The following is a 15,066-nucleotide window of genomic DNA, read 5'->3' as shown; positions in this document are numbered from 1 at the left end:
GACATGTGTTTAGGTGACATCGAGGACTTTCTCGGCGTCCGCCCAGAGCCTTGCCGCCAATGGCGCGTCGAGCGCCTTCGCCTTCAACGGCGTCTCCTTCTTCACGTTGAAGTACCGGCCCGTCCCGTCCGCGGTGATCAGGTCCGCGACGGGGGGCCCGCTCTTCGATGGGGGCTTCAGCGTCCACTTGATCGTCTTCAGCAGCGCTCCGAAGAGGCCCGTGCGGGCGCCGAGGTCCGTCCGCAGCACTCCGGGATGCACCGCGTCGATCGTCAACCCGGCGTCCTTCCACCGCTCGGCGAACAGCGGGACCATCATCAGGTTCGCCAGCTTGGTGTTGGCATATGTGTGGACGGCGTGGAAGTCGTCCCCGGTCGGCGTCCTGTCCGCGTCCACCCGCCCGGTGACGTACAGGCCCGCGCTGACCTGCACCACCCGCCGCAGCCGCTCCTCCAGCAGCCGGTTCAGCAGGAACGGCGCGAGATGGTTGGTGAAGAACGCCTGCTCGAACCCGTCCTCGTTGAGCTCCCGGCGGCTCGGCCAGAGCCCCGCGTTGTGGACGAGCACGTCGACGCCGGGGAGGGCGCCGGCCAGCTCGCGCACCGCCCGGACGGACGACAGGTCGCCCACCACCAGTTCCGCGCCGATCTCGCGTGCGGCGGCCTCCCCCGCGTCCGGCCGCCGCGCCACGATCACCACCCGGTGCCCGCGCCGGGCGGCCTCGGCCGCCACCGCGCGCCCCACGCCCCGGTTCCCACCGGTGACGGCCACCCGCAACGCCTCGCTCATGCGGGGCAGCCTAACGATGCAGAGAGCTTCTCTAGAGAACGTCTCTAATTGCGCCGGACGTGGTACCGGCCGCCGCCCGTCTGCGCCGTCCGTCGTACGGGCGATGCCGCCGCCCACCGGACGACACGCCCCGCACCCGCCCAGCATCGTCGTGTCCAGAAGGACGACGTCCAGAAAGGACCCGGAGACATGGCCATACAGGAGCAGGACCGCATCCGAGCCCGCCCGGACGGCCGCTTCCGGCTCGGCAGAGGGTGGCGCAGGACGACACTGGTCGTCCACATCGTGTCGGCGGGCGCGTGGATCGGGATCGACGTCATGGTGGCGGTCCTGGTCCTGACGGGCCGCTTCGGCACGAGCGACGAGGTGCGCGGCCTGGCCTACCAGGCGCTCGCGACCTTCGTCGTGTGGCCGATGCTGACGTCCGCGCTGATCTGCCTGGTCACCGGGCTGATCCTGGGCCTCGGCACGCGCTGGGGGCTGCTGCGCTACTGGTGGGTCGCGATCAAACTCGCGCTCAACCTCGTCCTGTGCACGCTCATCGTGGTGGCCCTCCAGCCCGGCATGGACGAGGTGAACGACTACGGCCGCACCCTGACCGCCGGCACCCCCGAACCCGCCTTCATCTCGAACCTCTTCTTCCCGCCCGCGGTCTCCCTGACGACGCTGGCCCTCGCCACCGTCCTCGCCGTCGCCAAGCCCTGGGGCCGGATCAGCCGCCGAGCTGGACGGTCGCCTGGAGGACGGCGTCGCTGAGCCCCTCCGTCCGGAAGTGCGCGACGGCCTGGAAGTCGGGGTCGGCGACCATCTGGGCGAACACCTCGCGGGACGGGTACCGCACGAGGAGGACGGCGTCCCAAGCCTGCCCGTCCTCGGCGACCAGCGCCGTCGACCCCTTGCCGTAGTAGAGGACCTCGGCGCCGTAGCGGGGGAGGACGGTCTCGCCGACCGTCTTCGAGTAGCGGGCGTAGCTCCGCTCCCCGCCCTCCCGGAAGCGCAGCAGGTTGAGCATCACCACCGGCCCGCCGGGGTCCTCCGCGAGGAGCCGCTTGAGCCCGTCACCGGTCGGGTTCACCGCCATCACGCACCTCCGCCACCAATTCAGAACCAAATTCTAGAATGATCCTCAATCTAGCTGCCGGCACCGAGCGCCGCCAAGGCCGCGGCGTTCCTCCTCGTCCTGCCGGACTTGCCGGTCGTGGACGCGCGACGCCCGGGATCGCGGCGCCGCCCAGGGCGCGCAGCGACTCGACGAGCCCATCGCGCCGTCCGGGGCTCAGCAGGTGCCGAGCATCGAGGTCAGGGCGCTCTTCTCGGCGCTGTCGAGGGTCAGGTCGTAGTACCACTTCACCTGGATCCAGGCGCGGGCGTAGGTGCAGCGGAACGCCGAGAGCGACGGCTGCCACTCGGCGGGGTCCTTGTCGCTCTTGGCCTGGTTGACGTTGTCGGTGACGGCCCACAGCTCGGGGCCGCCGAGGTCGTTGGCGTACGACTGGCGGCGGGACGTGGTCCAGGCCCAGGCGCCGGACGCCCACGCCTCGGCGAGCGGCACCATGTGGTCGATGTCCAGGTCGGACGCGGCGGTCCAGGTGGCGCCGTCGTAGGGCGAGTACCAGCTGCCGGACGTCGCGGCGCAGGACGAGTCGGTGACGACGTTCGTACCGTCCCGCTTGAGGACGGTCTCCCGGGTGTTGCACGCCCCGGAGATCGTGATCCAGTGCGGGAACAGGTCGCGGTCGTAGGTGCTCTGGTGCGATTCGGCGGCGACGGTGAGTTCGGCCAGGCGGCTCGCGGCCGTGGCGGCGGACGGGATGTTGGGCGGGGTCGCGGACGCCGGCGCGTCCAGGGCGGCGACCAGCGCCGCGGCCAGGACGGCCGGGAGCAGGAACAGCAGCAGGCGTCGCATCGGGGGAGCCCTTCCGCGGCCGTTCCCGGCCAGGGCGGGGGGCGCCCCGAGGGGGATCGGGAACAGCGGCACTGCGACGGTGACATTTACGGCAAATACGTATAAACGTCACCCATTGCCCACACGCGCCCCCACCCTTGGTCGGAAGCTGCCGTCACCACCCCGCCACCAGCCCCGTGAGCTGGGGAATCACGATCAGAACCACATCCGGCCCGGCCCCGACAAGAAGGATCAAGACTCGCCGAACCCGGCATTACCGTTGAGCGAACGGTCATGCGAAACGGGCACGGCGGCGGCGAGGGCGACTCGCTCACGCGGGCACGGGGCAGGCCCTATCCCCGGCGTATGACACGCGGCGTCGTGGCTGACGCCGGAGGGAACAGACCGAGCCGCGCCTGCCGCTGGGCACGCCGGGGCCGGTCGTCGAGCTGCACAGCCGGTTCAGCGCGGTGATGCTCAGATTCCGAGCCGCACAGCCACCTCCCATGCCCAAAAAATGGAAGAACCAGCCATTGGCTAGGACGGAACCCCCGAAAGCCGCCCGGCCGCACTCCGCTCTCGAGGTGATCCGAAGCACGAACAGGCCGCGGCCAGCTCGGCCACCTCCCTGCAGCACCACCACAAAATCCATTTAAGTAACATCCGGAACAGCTTCGCTCGTCGAGTTCCCGGAAAAGTACACAGAGATCCAGGGATTCCGCGGCTTGCCCCACCACTAATCACGTGACTAGCCTCTAGAGGGAAGTCCGTTAACGAATAAAGATCTTGGGGGTGATTCGTGACGGCCACGCGCATCGAACCGATGAATCATACGTGTCTTCTGGTCAAGGGCTCCGTGGCCAGTCATGGGTTGGCCGCCGCGCACCTCGTGATCTACACGGACGGCCGGTTCGCCATCGGCGACACCTTGCGGGAGGCGATCGTTTACGTGCGCGACGCCTTCACTCCCGAGATAGCGATCCGCTGCCAGTTGGAACACGCCTCAGGCATCATCACCTCACGCGGGGGCATCCTTTCCCACGCCGCCTCACTCACCCGCGAGGCCCATATTCCCTGCCTTATGGGAGTGGGAAACCTGTCGGACATCGGCCCGACGACCTGGGCGTCGATCGTCACACCGGCGGCGACCGCGCATCTCTGGCAGCGATGAAGTTCCGTCATCTGATCGCAGTTCCCTTCGAGGGACGAGGCTCCGAGCTCACCGAGATCAGCGCCGACGGCCACGAGACGTCGATCATCCCGGCATGCGAGATCACCGTCTTCGAGTTCAACCTCATCGTGGGTGGTTTCACCCGGCTCGCCGAAATCTTGGAAATTCCTCACCAAAGGGCCACTCAGTTTACTTTTCATCAAAAAGAAAACGCCATCCACTACACCGACCTGCCGGCGCCGACAGAGATATCCGATCATCTCTTGGCCGAGCCGGTGTCCCTCCTCCGGTATGCGCTCAGACGAGAGTCATATATAATCGAACTGTATTCCCTGCTCTCTGAAATCGCCAGCCTTGGGCCAGGCATGGGGCCGGAGTCATCAGTCGATCCTTGCCGCCGTCTCGTCGAACTCGTCCAGCATGCGGTGCAATGGATTCTACCGACGGTCTGCTTTGACGAAAGACTGATCGCGCTGGTGCTGGCCGAACAACCAGACCTGCTCAGGGAGCTGCGGAGCCCGTTCACGCGGGCATGGCGAGACCAGAGCCCGGTGCCCAGTTATGTGAAGCGTCTCCATCCTGGGACCGATCTCTGGTTCTGCGCGGTACGGCCGACCGCCTTCTACACCCCCGACGATCTCGCCGAAGCACTCGAGACGGCGAGTGACACGGCTATCCAGCGCGCCTGTGCGCTCATCACCCACGATATGGCTGAGGAGCTCGCTTTCCTGTGGTCAAGCGTCTTCATCACCATGAGCACCCTGATGACCAGGGCGGTCGGAGACTACACGGGCCTACTGGAACTTCCCGTTGACGAAGCTCTGACTCGAATAGCGCGGGAGTGGAAGGAGGGCTGATGCTCACCTCGAGGCGCACCAGGATTCTAAGAATCCAGACCTTTGATATAGGAGCTCTCCCTCCGCTGGACGACATACTTGAGCATCTGCGCGGTCTCGGCCTCAACGCAGGCTTCCAGCAGCGCAATTCCAGGTTCTTCGACCCTGGCTACTCCAAGCCCCTCATCGTCGTACAAGGAAGCCCGCAGACAGAGGAAATAACCTCTTGCTTTGACGGCACCGGGCACAGCGCGCATAGCCGCCACCTGATACACGGAGATCTGCAGCACTCCGTGTACATCAGCGCCAGCGGGATCGGCTGCCTCATCCTGGACACGGAAATCCACCATGACATGTCCACGCAGGACATGTTGCAGGCAGCCAACCTTCTGGCCTCTCCAGATTTTTCCGCGACGCTCTCCAATAATACGCAGGTCAATCCGCGGATCTTTGCGGAGAAGATCAAAGACACCCTTCGTCCGCTGGTGAAGAGCACCCGCACGAACTTCCAGCGAATATACACAATGATACACATCATTGAACTCTGCACGGAGGCGCACGAAGAGGCAACGGCCAAGATGATGCCCGTCTACGATCTCTACGAGCACGAATTCCATGCACTTTCAGTGCGGGTGATCATCGACTGGGAGAAGCGTTATCCGGCAGGATTGAAGTACAACGAGCCGAATCAGTCGCTGTCCCCGGCCGGAGTATTACGGGTGAACACCCGAAACACGCTCGTCTACGATTACCCCTACACTCGCAAGGATATCGAGGATCTCTACTATCCCGCGATCACCGAGGTCCGCATTTGGGACATGCTGATCGCCTGCCAACTCCAGCATGTTCAACGCTTACTCGCACGTTACGAGGTGCACCCGCCCACAGAGGTGTCGGCCCAGTATGTTGAGGATGTGCGCCAGGACGTACTCCGCACTTTCAATGAGATAGACGGGTTCTATCTTGCCACCGCGAAGCGTACTCGCAATTTCTACCGACACGCCTACGAAGAGTTCCACATCAAGGACCTGCGCACTCTACTGGAAAGCAAGACGGGTCAACTTGAACGCTTGCTGGACATAGCGCAGGCCAGCAGCAAGGCCGCACGCCAGATGGAGGCGATCGACCAGCAAAGGCACCTCTTGCAGAAGTCCCAGGAGCGTGCGGAAACCGAGCGAGCAACCAATTTCACGCTGATTCTGATAGCCATCACCACCGGCGTCTCCGCCGCCATCAACCTGGGCACGGCGTTCAAACTCCAGTCCTGGCTCCTCCCGATAGCCCTTCTCACCATCGCGGCATACCTATTGGTCTGGCTGATCGGTAAGAGAACCCGCCGGGCCCGGCCGGCTCGGTTCACCTTTTCCCACGAGATTCCCGCTGACCGAACCCTCGCGGACATAGAGCAGAGCCTCGTCGCCGACCAGAGATGCAGGTCACTCACTGTCGGAAATACCAACCTGGCATGGGAGTTCACGGTAAAGTTCCGCGGTGGAAAATACCTGGTCCACGCCAGCACCACCCTCCAGACGGCGGGCAGTGACCCCGGAAGCACGCTCCTGCTCTGCACTGATGTGAGCGCCACTTATTCCTGGAAGAAGCATAGATCCCTGCCTCCATCTCAGGTCCTCAAAGAAGAGGCACGGACAAGGGCCCTGTCAATGATGAAGCCGAAAAAAACATAGGAGTATAGCCATGCAAATCACCCCGCTGGGTTTCTGGGCGGTAAGTTCCACGGGCGAGACGACATCGTTCCTGGTAGCCGGCAGCGACTGCAATGTCCTGCTCGACTGCGGGCTCAACCCGGCCAGGCAACTCCAGATCTTGGATATCCCACTCACCACGCTCGGGCATATCTTCATCTCCCACGTCCACTCCGACCATCTGAGCGGGTTCGCCAACCTCGTCTTCACCCGGACCGTGCAGGAGCGGCGTTACGGCAAGGCGCAACCGCTGCAAGTCCACGGACTGCCGGAGGTGCTCGCAACCGGCCGCGCACTGTTGAATGCCTACTATCCGGAGCGGGAGTTCCAGGTGGAATGGGTGCCAGTGGCCGACGGCGAGTCGCATGATATCGGTCAGAAAATGCAGCTCACTCCCTTCACAGTGGACCACACCGTTCCTACCGCGGGTATCGTCGTCAGCTCTGAGGGGCGACGGCTGGTGGGGTTCACCTCGGACACGGCACTCACCGAAAAGCTCGTGGCAGACCTTCATGGCGTTCCGCTTCTCATCGGCGAGTGCTTCGGCACCGAAGAGGAATTCGGCATTCCCGCGACTCAGTTGAAACACCTTACTGCCGAGAATCTCGCCGTCCTGGCCACTCGTACCGGAGCAGACCGGCTCATACCGTTTCACATGCAGGCGCCGTATGCCGCCTCCGAAGGAAGGGACAGACTCATGAGCACGCTGAGGCAGGGATTTCAAGGCGAGGTGATTTTTCCACAGCAACTACACCCGGTCGACTGCGGGCGCGCCTCATGAACGACGACACGGTCAACGTGTGGATCGGACGATTCCAACCATTCCACCTAGGTCACTCTTCCATGCTGCTCAGCACGCTCGAACAGCTTGGATCGCCCATCGCCGTCATGGTGATCGACAGCAGGAATTGGGCTCCCCCGCGCACTGCGGGCAATATCTCCCAGAGTCAGCACATCTCTGACAAGAACCCGCTGACCCTCTGGGAGCGGATGACGATGATTCGCATCTTTCTCGATGCGGAGGGGGTGAGCCGACAGATCAGTGTCCAATCGATCCCGCGCCCGGACATCTACTGGGACATCGCCGAACTCTCGTTCCCACCACATCGCAGAATTTGCAACAACGGACGCGATGACTTCGAGCGAGAAAAGGCGAACATGTGGCGCGGACGCGGTGAAGAAGTTGTGGTCCTAGACCATAAGAGGTGGCTCTCCAATTCGTCCACTAACCTGAAGCAGCGTCTCCGGGAGGGGGGCGACTGGCGTCCTTTCCTCCATGAGTCGACGTTGGACTACTTCGCCGCAATCAACGGTCCCGAGCGGTTCTCTGAAGCGATATGAAGAGGGCACTGTGAAGCTCTTCGCACCAAATGCCGCCATCCCCGCGCCCTACGACGCGGGAGGCAAAGCGCGCAACCTCATCACGATCGCCGACCGGGTGCGTGTTTCGGACTTCCTCGTCTGTGCTTCGCACTCGGGCGGCGATACCGCACTTCCGGCGACCTTGGCCCGCGATGTCGCGGCAGCGCTGGACGAGGGCGACGGGGTGGCGGTGCGCAGTTCGGCGAACCTCGAAGGCGTCGCGGCGTCTCAGTTCTCTGGGCTCTTTCGCAGCCACCTGGCCGTCCGAGAAGGTGCGCTCAAGGAGGCGGCCCGCGACGTTCTCCTCAGTCTGAACCATCCCGCGGTCATCGACTACTGCCGGTTGCGGGGAGTAGAGCACAAAGCGCTGCGGATGAGCGTGATCTTTCAGCGGATGGTCGTGGCGGACTTCTCTGGTGTCTGCGTGTCGAGACTCGGGGACGAATCCGATGATGCTTATGTCGAGCTGGTCGCCGGACTGGGGTCCGGCCTTGCCTCCGGTGAAAAGCACCCCGAGAAGTTCACCGTCTCGAGAACCACTGAATATGGCGTACGTCGGTGCAGCCGCGCGCAACCCGCAACGCTCGACCATCAGCCGGTTCCAGCCTCCCGCGACACCAGTGATCCGGCTCTCCCGTCCGGGATTCCCACAGGTCTGCTGACGGCCCTGGTTGATTCCGTGCTCATCGTTGAGAAGGCTCTGCACTCTGGTCCGGTGGAGGTCGAGTGGGCCTGCAGGGATGGCGAACCCTTCATCCTGCAGGCGGGAAGCTTCCGCTTGTGATCGCCTCGCATACGTCAACGAATTCACGATGCACAATGTCGCTCGTCCTGCTCCCGTCAACATGCAGCGCCCTGCCTCGACCGGACATCAGGGCCTTGAACTTCTCCTCCCGGTCCCGATAGTTCAAGAGACGTTGCTCGACGATCCGTCTGGAATCGTCGTAGCGCTGCCTTATCCGGGCGCCGCAGGACTGGCAGGTGGCACTTTCCAAGTCACTCGCCATGCCGCATTGTTCGCAGGTACGCCGTCGGGTAAGCCGCGCGACAAGCTCCTCAGTCGGAACTTCGAGGTAGAGCAGGGCGGTCAGCGGCACCGCGGAGCGTCCCTCGAGGAAATCGAGTTGCTGCCCGCTTTTAGGGAATCCGTCTAGTAGGACAATTCCATCGTTCGCAGAAAGAGCGCGATCCAATGGATCTCTCAGGATGGCACAGATCACTTCGTCCGGGCATGGGAGGCCAAGGCTGCTGTAACGGTAGAACGTTTCACCCAATTCGGTCTGCCGTTTTGCCTCGTCTCTCAAGTACTTGCCCGCGACGAACAGTCGCCCGCCTGTCGCCTCGGCGAGCCGGGACGACTGCGTCGTTTTGCCGGCCCCCGGGAGGCCCCCGATCGAGATGATCGCTAACGCGTCCATGCGCTGGATGGTACCAAAAGGCATAAGACTGTCGACTGTGGTCATTAGCGAAAACCCGGATCTCGTGCGACCTCAGCCGGACAACATCCGCCTTGCCCACTAACTCACGTGAAACGGACCTTGGCTGCAGAAATCACCGTCTGGTCGCCCGCTTTGGCGTCGAACCGGATGGTTGCGCCGTCGTCGTCCTTCCAGGTTTCGACGCGGAGGGCGTCGCCTGGGAAGACCGGGGCCGCGAAGCGGCCTTCCAGTTCCCGCAGGTCGGCTGGGTGGGCGCCCAGGGACGACGCCAGGGGAAGGGTCAGCGCCGCCAGAGTGCACAGGCCGTGCATGATGGGGCGCGGCATCCCGGCCGTCTTCGCCGCCTCCGGGTCGATGTGCAGGTGGTGGCGGTCGCCCAGAAGGCGGTAGAGAGCCGCCTGGTTGGTGGCCGTCCGGACGTCCAGCGTGCCGGACGGGGGCGTTTCGGGACGGCGGCGCGCGGACGGGCCGCGCTCGCCGCCGAAGCCGCCCGCACCGGGCGCGAACACCGACCAGATCGCCTCGAAGTACTCGCTCTCCACGGCCACGTCGAAGACCGCCGCCGAACCCTTGTCCCAGACCTCCGCGACGCGGGCGCTCATCTCCACGGCCCCGGAGCGCGGGAGGTCCTTCAGGACGCGGAGGCGCTGCGTGCCGTGGACGGCCGTCCCGCTGTCGAACGCGCCCGCCGCGCCGAGGGAGTCCAGCGCCCATTGGGCGAGGGTCAGCGCGAACGTCGGCAGGACGCGCAGCCTCTCCTCGAAGACGAGGTCGAGGTCGGACGCGTCCGCGCCGACCGCCAGCGCGTAGAGGATGGCCCGGGTCTCGTCATAGGTGACGGTCCGGTTGCCCAGGTCCTTGCCGCTCCACTCGCTCGTGCTAGCTGTGGAGGGGCGACCCCCCACACCCCCCGGCTCGCTTCGCTCGGTCTTGTTGCCCGTGGAGGGGCGACCCCCCACACCCCCCGGCTCGCTTCGCTCGGTCCTGTTGCCCGTGGAGGGGCGACCCCCCACACCCCCCGGCTCGCTTCGCTCGGTCTTGTTGCCCGTGGAGGGGCGACCCCCCACGCCCCCCGGCTCGCTTCGCTCGGTCATTGGTCCGCCCCCAGAACCAGGCCGCTGGTCGGTACGCCGGTTCCGGCGGTTACCAGGACGTTGTGGACGTCCCCCGGCTGGTTCGCGGACGTGCCGCGCACGAGGCGCACGCCCTCCGCGATGCCGTTCATGCCGTGGATGTACGCCTCGCCGAGTTGCCCGCCGTGGGTGTTGGTCGGCAGCCGTCCGCCGAGTTCGAGGTTGCCGTCCGCGACGAAGTCCTTGCCCTCGCCCTTGGCGCAGAAGCCCAGCTCTTCGAGCTGCGGCAGCACCAGCGGCGTGAAGTGGTCGTAGAGGATCGCGGCCTGGACGTCGGCCGGGGTGAGGCGCGACTGCGCGTACAGCTGCCGTCCCACCAGGCCCATCTCGGGGATGCCGGTGATCTCGGAGCGGTAGTAGCTCGTCATCATGTGCTGGTCGTTGCCGGACCCCTGCGCGGCGCCCCAGATCAGCGCGGGACGGTGCGGCAGGTCGCGGGCGCGTTCGGCGGACACGACGACCAGCGCCTGCCCGCCGTCGCTCTCCTGGCAGCAGTCGAGGAGCCGGAGCGGCTCGGCGATCCACCGGGACGCCTGGTGGTCTTCGAGGGTGATCGGCCGCCCGTGGAACCACGCGGCCGGGTTCTTCGCGGCGTGCGCGCGGTCGACGACGGCGACGCGGCCGAAGTCCTCGCTGGTCGCGCCGTACTCGTGCATGTAGCGGCGGGCGAACATGGCGACCCACTGGGCGGGGGTCGACAGGCCGAACGGGTTCATCCACGCGTACGCGGCGCTGTCGGCGCTGACGTCCATCGGGCGGTTCGCCTGGCCGAGGCCGTAGCGGGTGCCGGAGCGCTCGTTGAACGCGCGGTAGCAGACGACGACGTCGGCGACGCCCGTCGCGACGGCCATCGCCGCCTGCTGGACGGTGCCGCAGGCCGCGCCGCCGCCGTGCCCGACGCGGGAGAAGAACTTCAGCTCGCCGATGCCGAGGTTGCGGGCGATGTGGATCTCGGAGCTGGTGTCGGCGGTGAAGGTCACCATCCCGTCCACGTCGGACGGCTGGAGCCCCGCGTCGGTGATGGCGGCGAGCACGGCCTCGCAGGCGAGCCGCAGCTCGCTGCGGCCGGACTCCTTGGAGAACTCCGTGGCGCCGATCCCGGCGATCGCCGCCGCACCTGGCAGGACGCTCATGCGCCGCTCCCTTCCAGCTCGACGGCGGGCAACTGCACGACGACCGTGCCGGTCACGTGCGGGCCGATCTCGTTCACGCCGCGCACCTTGATCTCGACCCGTCCGCCGTCCCGCTTGTCCGCGACGGCGCCGGTCAGGACCATCGTGTCGCCCGGGTAGTTGGGCGCGCCGAGCCGGATCTTGATGGCCTTCACGACGGCGGCGGGCCCGGCCCAGCCCGTGACGTACCGCTCGACGAGCCCGTTGGTCGTCAGGATGTTCATGAAGACGTCCTTGGAGCCGCGCTCGACGGCGAGCGACGGGTCGTGGTGGACGTCCTGGTAGTCGCGGCTCGCGAGCGCGGTCGCGACGATCATCGTGCGGGTCAGCGGGATGCGCAGCTCGGGAAGCTCCTCCCCCACCGCGACCTCGGCGTAGCTCCGGCTCACAGCGCCGCCCCCAGCAGGTCCAGGTCGGCGGACGCGCCGCCGAGCGTCCCGGCGATCTGCTTGCCCCACAGGAAGTGGCGGTGCACCGGGTAGTCGACGTCCACGCCGATGCCGCCGTGCAGGTGCTGGACGCGGTGGACGACGTTCAGCCCGCCCTCGTCCGACCACCACTTGGCGACGAGGACGGCGGTCTCGGCGTCCTCCCCCGCGGCGACCAGCGAGACCGCGTGCCACAGGCAGACGCGGAGCGCGTCGATCTCGATGTAGCAGTCGGCGAGCTGGTGCTGCGCGGCCTGGAACGTGGCGAGCGGGCGGCCGAACTGCTCGCGTCCGGTCAGGTAGTCGGCGGCGGTGCGCAGCGCGCCGTCGGCCACGCCGACCTGGACTGCGGCGAGCGAGACGCGGGCGAGCCGCAGCGCCTCCGCCGCGGCGCCCTCGCCGAGGGCCTGCGCCGGGACGCCGTCGAGGGTGAGGTGGCCGGCCCGGTCGTGCGCCGTGGTCTCGGCGGTCTCCCAGGAGGCCCCGGCGGCGGACGTCTCGACCAGGAACAGCCCGGGGCCGTCCGGCGAGGACGCCGACACGAGCACGTGGCTCGTCCCGGACGGCGTGGGAACGACCGCCTTCGTGCCGGTCAGCAGCCACCCGTCCCCGTCTCGGACGGCGGCGCAGCGCGGCGACTCGGGGGCGGACGGCCCGAACTCCTCCAGCGCGACCGTCAGCCGCGCGGACCCGTCCAGCACGGACGGCAGGATCTCCCGCTGCGCCGCCGACCCGTGCGCGGCGAGCGTCATCGCGGCGACGACGGCCGGCCAGATCGGCAGGGGCGCGACCGCGCGGCCCTGCTCCTCCAGCAGGACGGCCAGCCCGGCGGCGCCGAGCCCGGCCCCGCCCGCCGCCTCCGGCAGCGCGACACCGAGCAGGCCCGCGCCGCCGAGTTCCGCCCACAGCCGCTCGTCGAAACCGCGCTCGGACGCCTCCGCGGCCTTGATCCGCGCCTGCGTGGCCTGATCGGCGAAGATCTGCCGGGCCAGGTCCCTGACCGCCTCCAGCTCCTCACCAAGCGTGAAGTCCATCAGCGCTCCTTAGCTTCGGCCGGGCGGAACGCCGGCAGGGACAGGTCGGGGTCCGGGTCGATCCAGTCGACGACGACGGGCATGCCGATCTCGACGTCCGCCGGCGCGACGCCGGTCATGTTCGCGATCAGCCGGGTGCCCTCGGTCAGCTCGATCACCGCGACGACCAGCGGGTAGTCGAACGCCGGGTGGCGCGGATGGTGGTTGACCACGTAGCTGTAGACGTGGCCGTCCCCCTGCGCCTCGACGGTGTCCCACGCGAACGAGCCGCACTGCGGGCAGCACGGGCCGGGCGGGTGCCGCAGCGACTTGCAGTCGGCGCACCGCTGGATGACGAGCCGGTGCTCGCGCGCCGCCTCGAACCAGAACGCGTTGTCGGGGTTGACCGGGGGCCGCGGCCGCAGCGCCTTCGGCTGCGGCTTCGCGGCGGGGCGGAAGCGCAGCAGCCGCCACCCCTGGGTGGCGACGACCTCGCCGTCCGCGTCCCGGTACGTCCGGAGGGTCGAGATGAAGCGTCCCGCGCCGAGCCCGGTCTTCTTCTCCGGCGAGATCGACTGGACGACCTCCTCGACGCTGACCCGGTCGCCCGGCGCCAGTTCCCGGACGAACTCGAACTCCGAGTCGGTGGCGACGACCGAGGTGTAGCCGCCCTCGGCGAGCAGCGCGGTCAGCTCGTCCGACCCGGTCGGCGCCGGATCGGGGCGGATGGACGCCGCGTAGCCGCGCATCGTCCACGCCTGCACCATCGACGCGGGCGCCACCACGCCGTCGCGCCCGGTCTCCCGGGCGGCGGCCTCGTCCAGGTGGACGGGGTTGTCGTCCTCCATGGCCTCGACCCAGTGCCGGATCATGGGGACGTTCACCGGGTCCTGCCCGAAGCGCCGGGTCAGCAGCTCACGCCCGACCCACGCTTGGAGCCGTGCTTCGTAGTCGTCGCTCATGACCGCTTCATCCTCGGCAGGCCCAGCCCCTGGACGGCGACCATGTCGCGCAGCACCTCGTTGACGCCGCCGCCGAACGTGTTGACGATGCCCTGCCGGGACAGCTGCTCGATCTGCCCGTGCAGCACCGCGCCCGGCGACTCGGGGCGGATCCGCCCGGCCGCGCCGAGGACGCCGGTCAGCGTCCGCTGGACGAAGATGTGCGTCTCCGTCCCGTACGTCTTGACGGCCCCGGCCTGCGCGCCGGTCAGCGTCCCGGCCTCCACCGCCATGGTCATCTTCCAGTTCATCAGCCGCATCGCCTCGAGCCTGGCGTGCGTCCGGGCGAGGTCGGCGCGGACCCAGGGCAGCTCCAGCGCCCCGTTGTCGCGGGCCCAGTCCCGGACGTCCTCCCACAGCCGGATCATCCGGCCGCCGAGCGCGGCGAGGCCGATGCGCTCGTGGTTCAGCTGGGTGGTGATCAGGCGCCAGCCGCCGTCGACGTCGCCGACGACCGACGACGCGGGCACCCGGACGCCGTTGTAGTACGTCGACGTCACGACCATGCCGCCGACCGTCGGGATGGGGCTCCACGAGAACCCGTCCGCGTCGGTCGGGACGATCAGGATCGAGATGCCCTTGTGCTTCGGCGCGTCCGGGTTCGTGCGGGCGGCGAGCCAGATGTGGTCGGCGGTGTTGGCGCCGCTCGTGAAGACCTTGCTGCCGTCGACGACGAACCCGTCGCCGTCCAGGACGGCCTTGGTGCGCAGCGACGCGAGGTCGGTGCCGGCCTCGGGCTCGGTGTACCCGATGGCGAACACGATGTCGCCGGACAGGATGCCGGGCAGGTACTTCTTCTTCTGCTCGTCCGTCCCGAAGCGCATGAGCGTGGGGCCGACCGTGTTGACGGTGACGAACGGGAACGGCAGCCCGGCCCGCTGCACCTCGTCGAAGAACACGTACTGCTCGGCGACCGACCTGCCCTGCCCGCCGTACTCCTCGGGCCAGCCGTAGCCGAGCCAGCCGTCGTTGCCGAGCATCTTGACGATCTCGCGGAACCGGTCGCCGCCGACGCCCTGCTCGCCGGCGCGGCGCCGCACGTCCTCGGGCAGCAGGCCCGCGAAGTACGCCCTCAGTTCCGCGCGCAGCTCGCGATGCGCGTCGGACTCACGCAGATCCATACCTGCCCTTTCT

The 15,066-nt window shown here is 67.2% G+C and carries 17 protein-coding genes; 7 read left to right on the top strand and 10 right to left on the bottom strand.

The genetic code is table 11. The features are described from left to right. Positions 1-9 precede the first annotated feature (9 nt). Entirely contained in the window at positions 10-789 is a 780-nt protein-coding gene (locus ACA511_RS10910) for an SDR family NAD(P)-dependent oxidoreductase (protein ID WP_375023992.1), read from the bottom strand. A 189-nt stretch (positions 790-978) separates the two neighbouring features. On the opposite strand from ACA511_RS10910, the gene ACA511_RS10905 reads away from it, so the two are divergent. Then, on the top strand, positions 979-1,545 hold the full coding sequence (locus ACA511_RS10905; protein WP_375023991.1) for a hypothetical protein: 567 nt from the start codon (positions 979-981) through the stop codon (positions 1,543-1,545). Here the strand turns inward: ACA511_RS10905 and ACA511_RS10900 are convergent. Together ACA511_RS10900 and ACA511_RS10895 are read right to left on the bottom strand one after the other, a co-directional pair. Beyond that, on the bottom strand, positions 1,502-1,870 hold the full coding sequence (locus ACA511_RS10900) for a DUF1330 domain-containing protein (RefSeq protein WP_375023990.1): 369 nt from the start codon (positions 1,868-1,870) through the stop codon (positions 1,502-1,504). The two genes, ACA511_RS10905 and ACA511_RS10900, sit on opposite strands and share 44 nt — an antisense overlap. A gap of 195 nt (positions 1,871-2,065) precedes the next feature. Then, complete coding sequence (locus tag ACA511_RS10895; RefSeq protein ID WP_375023989.1) at positions 2,066-2,695, bottom strand: HNH endonuclease family protein; 630 nt, start codon at positions 2,693-2,695, stop codon at positions 2,066-2,068. 778 nt (positions 2,696-3,473) lie between these two features. On the opposite strand from ACA511_RS10895, the gene ACA511_RS10890 reads away from it, so the two are divergent. Genes ACA511_RS10890 through ACA511_RS10865 form a run of 6 tightly spaced genes read left to right on the top strand, consistent with a single transcriptional unit; the run spans position 3,474 to position 8,530 of the window. Then, on the top strand, positions 3,474-3,845 hold the full coding sequence (locus ACA511_RS10890; protein WP_375023988.1) for a PEP-utilizing enzyme: 372 nt from the start codon (positions 3,474-3,476) through the stop codon (positions 3,843-3,845). Further along, positions 3,842-4,702 (top strand): hypothetical protein, encoded by an 861-nt coding sequence (locus ACA511_RS10885; protein ID WP_375023987.1) that lies wholly within the window; start codon positions 3,842-3,844, stop codon positions 4,700-4,702. Before ACA511_RS10890 ends, ACA511_RS10885 begins: the two co-directional genes overlap by 4 nt. Beyond that, a complete protein-coding gene (locus tag ACA511_RS10880) occupies positions 4,702-6,366 on the top strand; it encodes a hypothetical protein (protein ID WP_375023986.1) in 1,665 nt (554 codons plus the stop codon). The genes ACA511_RS10885 and ACA511_RS10880 overlap by 1 nt, the downstream gene beginning before the upstream one ends. A 10-nt stretch (positions 6,367-6,376) precedes the next feature. Beyond that, a complete protein-coding gene (locus tag ACA511_RS10875; protein WP_375023985.1) occupies positions 6,377-7,165 on the top strand; it encodes an MBL fold metallo-hydrolase in 789 nt (262 codons plus the stop codon). Beyond that, positions 7,162-7,725 carry a hypothetical protein gene (locus ACA511_RS10870; protein ID WP_375023983.1) on the top strand — a complete coding sequence of 188 codons (564 nt, stop codon included), beginning with the start codon at positions 7,162-7,164 and terminating at the stop codon, positions 7,723-7,725. Before ACA511_RS10875 ends, ACA511_RS10870 begins: the two co-directional genes overlap by 4 nt. 10 nt (positions 7,726-7,735) lie before the next feature. Then, the gene (locus ACA511_RS10865; protein WP_375023982.1) at positions 7,736-8,530 is read left to right on the top strand and encodes a PEP/pyruvate-binding domain-containing protein; all 795 of its coding nucleotides are present in this window, start codon (positions 7,736-7,738) and stop codon (positions 8,528-8,530) included. On the opposite strand, the gene ACA511_RS10860 is transcribed toward ACA511_RS10865, so the two are convergent. The 7 genes from ACA511_RS10860 to ACA511_RS10830 all read right to left on the bottom strand — a co-directional run bounded on the left by ACA511_RS10860 (position 8,499) and on the right by ACA511_RS10830 (position 15,053). Continuing rightward, on the bottom strand, positions 8,499-9,164 hold the full coding sequence (locus ACA511_RS10860; RefSeq protein WP_375023981.1) for a nucleoside monophosphate kinase: 666 nt from the start codon (positions 9,162-9,164) through the stop codon (positions 8,499-8,501). The genes ACA511_RS10865 and ACA511_RS10860 overlap by 32 nt on opposite strands. A 104-nt stretch (positions 9,165-9,268) precedes the next feature. Further along, positions 9,269-10,090, bottom strand: a complete 822-nt coding sequence (locus ACA511_RS10855) for a MaoC/PaaZ C-terminal domain-containing protein (RefSeq protein ID WP_375023980.1) — start codon at positions 10,088-10,090, stop codon at positions 9,269-9,271. A gap of 185 nt (positions 10,091-10,275) precedes the next feature. Further along, a complete protein-coding gene (locus ACA511_RS10850) occupies positions 10,276-11,451 on the bottom strand; it encodes a lipid-transfer protein (protein ID WP_375023978.1) in 1,176 nt (391 codons plus the stop codon). Then, entirely contained in the window at positions 11,448-11,879 is a 432-nt protein-coding gene (locus ACA511_RS10845) for a MaoC family dehydratase (protein WP_375023977.1), read from the bottom strand. Before ACA511_RS10845 ends, ACA511_RS10850 begins: the two co-directional genes overlap by 4 nt. Then, a complete protein-coding gene (locus tag ACA511_RS10840) occupies positions 11,876-12,952 on the bottom strand; it encodes an acyl-CoA dehydrogenase family protein (protein WP_375023976.1) in 1,077 nt (358 codons plus the stop codon). Before ACA511_RS10840 ends, ACA511_RS10845 begins: the two co-directional genes overlap by 4 nt. Further along, positions 12,952-13,893, bottom strand: coding sequence for a bifunctional MaoC family dehydratase N-terminal/OB-fold nucleic acid binding domain-containing protein (locus ACA511_RS10835; protein WP_375023975.1), 942 nt, complete (start codon positions 13,891-13,893; stop codon positions 12,952-12,954). Before ACA511_RS10835 ends, ACA511_RS10840 begins: the two co-directional genes overlap by 1 nt. Continuing rightward, positions 13,890-15,053, bottom strand: a complete 1,164-nt coding sequence (locus ACA511_RS10830) for an acyl-CoA dehydrogenase family protein (RefSeq protein WP_375023974.1) — start codon at positions 15,051-15,053, stop codon at positions 13,890-13,892. Before ACA511_RS10830 ends, ACA511_RS10835 begins: the two co-directional genes overlap by 4 nt. Positions 15,054-15,066 lie beyond the last annotated feature (13 nt).

Origin of the sequence: Actinomadura sp. GTD37, assembly GCF_041951365.1 — a bacterium.
In the GTDB taxonomy this organism is placed as follows: Bacteria; Actinomycetota; Actinomycetes; order Streptosporangiales; family Streptosporangiaceae; genus Spirillospora.
This window is presented reverse-complemented; position numbering and strand designations above follow the sequence as displayed.

What these genes read in the sequence shown, in the direction of transcription:
- ACA511_RS10910 (WP_375023992.1), bottom strand. Translation starts at nt 789, where the DNA reads ATGAGCGAGGCGTTGCGGGTGGCCGTCACCGGTGGGAACCGGGGCGTG.
- ACA511_RS10905 (WP_375023991.1), top strand. Translation starts at nt 979, where the DNA reads ATGGCCATACAGGAGCAGGACCGCATCCGAGCCCGCCCGGACGGCCGC.
- ACA511_RS10900 (WP_375023990.1), bottom strand. Translation starts at nt 1,870, where the DNA reads ATGGCGGTGAACCCGACCGGTGACGGGCTCAAGCGGCTCCTCGCGGAG.
- ACA511_RS10895 (WP_375023989.1), bottom strand. Translation starts at nt 2,695, where the DNA reads ATGCGACGCCTGCTGCTGTTCCTGCTCCCGGCCGTCCTGGCCGCGGCG.
- ACA511_RS10885 (WP_375023987.1), top strand. Translation starts at nt 3,842, where the DNA reads ATGAAGTTCCGTCATCTGATCGCAGTTCCCTTCGAGGGACGAGGCTCC.
- ACA511_RS10880 (WP_375023986.1), top strand. Translation starts at nt 4,702, where the DNA reads ATGCTCACCTCGAGGCGCACCAGGATTCTAAGAATCCAGACCTTTGAT.
- ACA511_RS10875 (WP_375023985.1), top strand. Translation starts at nt 6,377, where the DNA reads ATGCAAATCACCCCGCTGGGTTTCTGGGCGGTAAGTTCCACGGGCGAG.
- ACA511_RS10870 (WP_375023983.1), top strand. Translation starts at nt 7,162, where the DNA reads ATGAACGACGACACGGTCAACGTGTGGATCGGACGATTCCAACCATTC.
- ACA511_RS10860 (WP_375023981.1), bottom strand. Translation starts at nt 9,164, where the DNA reads ATGGACGCGTTAGCGATCATCTCGATCGGGGGCCTCCCGGGGGCCGGC.
- ACA511_RS10850 (WP_375023978.1), bottom strand. Translation starts at nt 11,451, where the DNA reads ATGAGCGTCCTGCCAGGTGCGGCGGCGATCGCCGGGATCGGCGCCACG.
- ACA511_RS10840 (WP_375023976.1), bottom strand. Translation starts at nt 12,952, where the DNA reads ATGGACTTCACGCTTGGTGAGGAGCTGGAGGCGGTCAGGGACCTGGCC.
- ACA511_RS10835 (WP_375023975.1), bottom strand. Translation starts at nt 13,893, where the DNA reads ATGAGCGACGACTACGAAGCACGGCTCCAAGCGTGGGTCGGGCGTGAG.
- ACA511_RS10830 (WP_375023974.1), bottom strand. Translation starts at nt 15,053, where the DNA reads ATGGATCTGCGTGAGTCCGACGCGCATCGCGAGCTGCGCGCGGAACTG.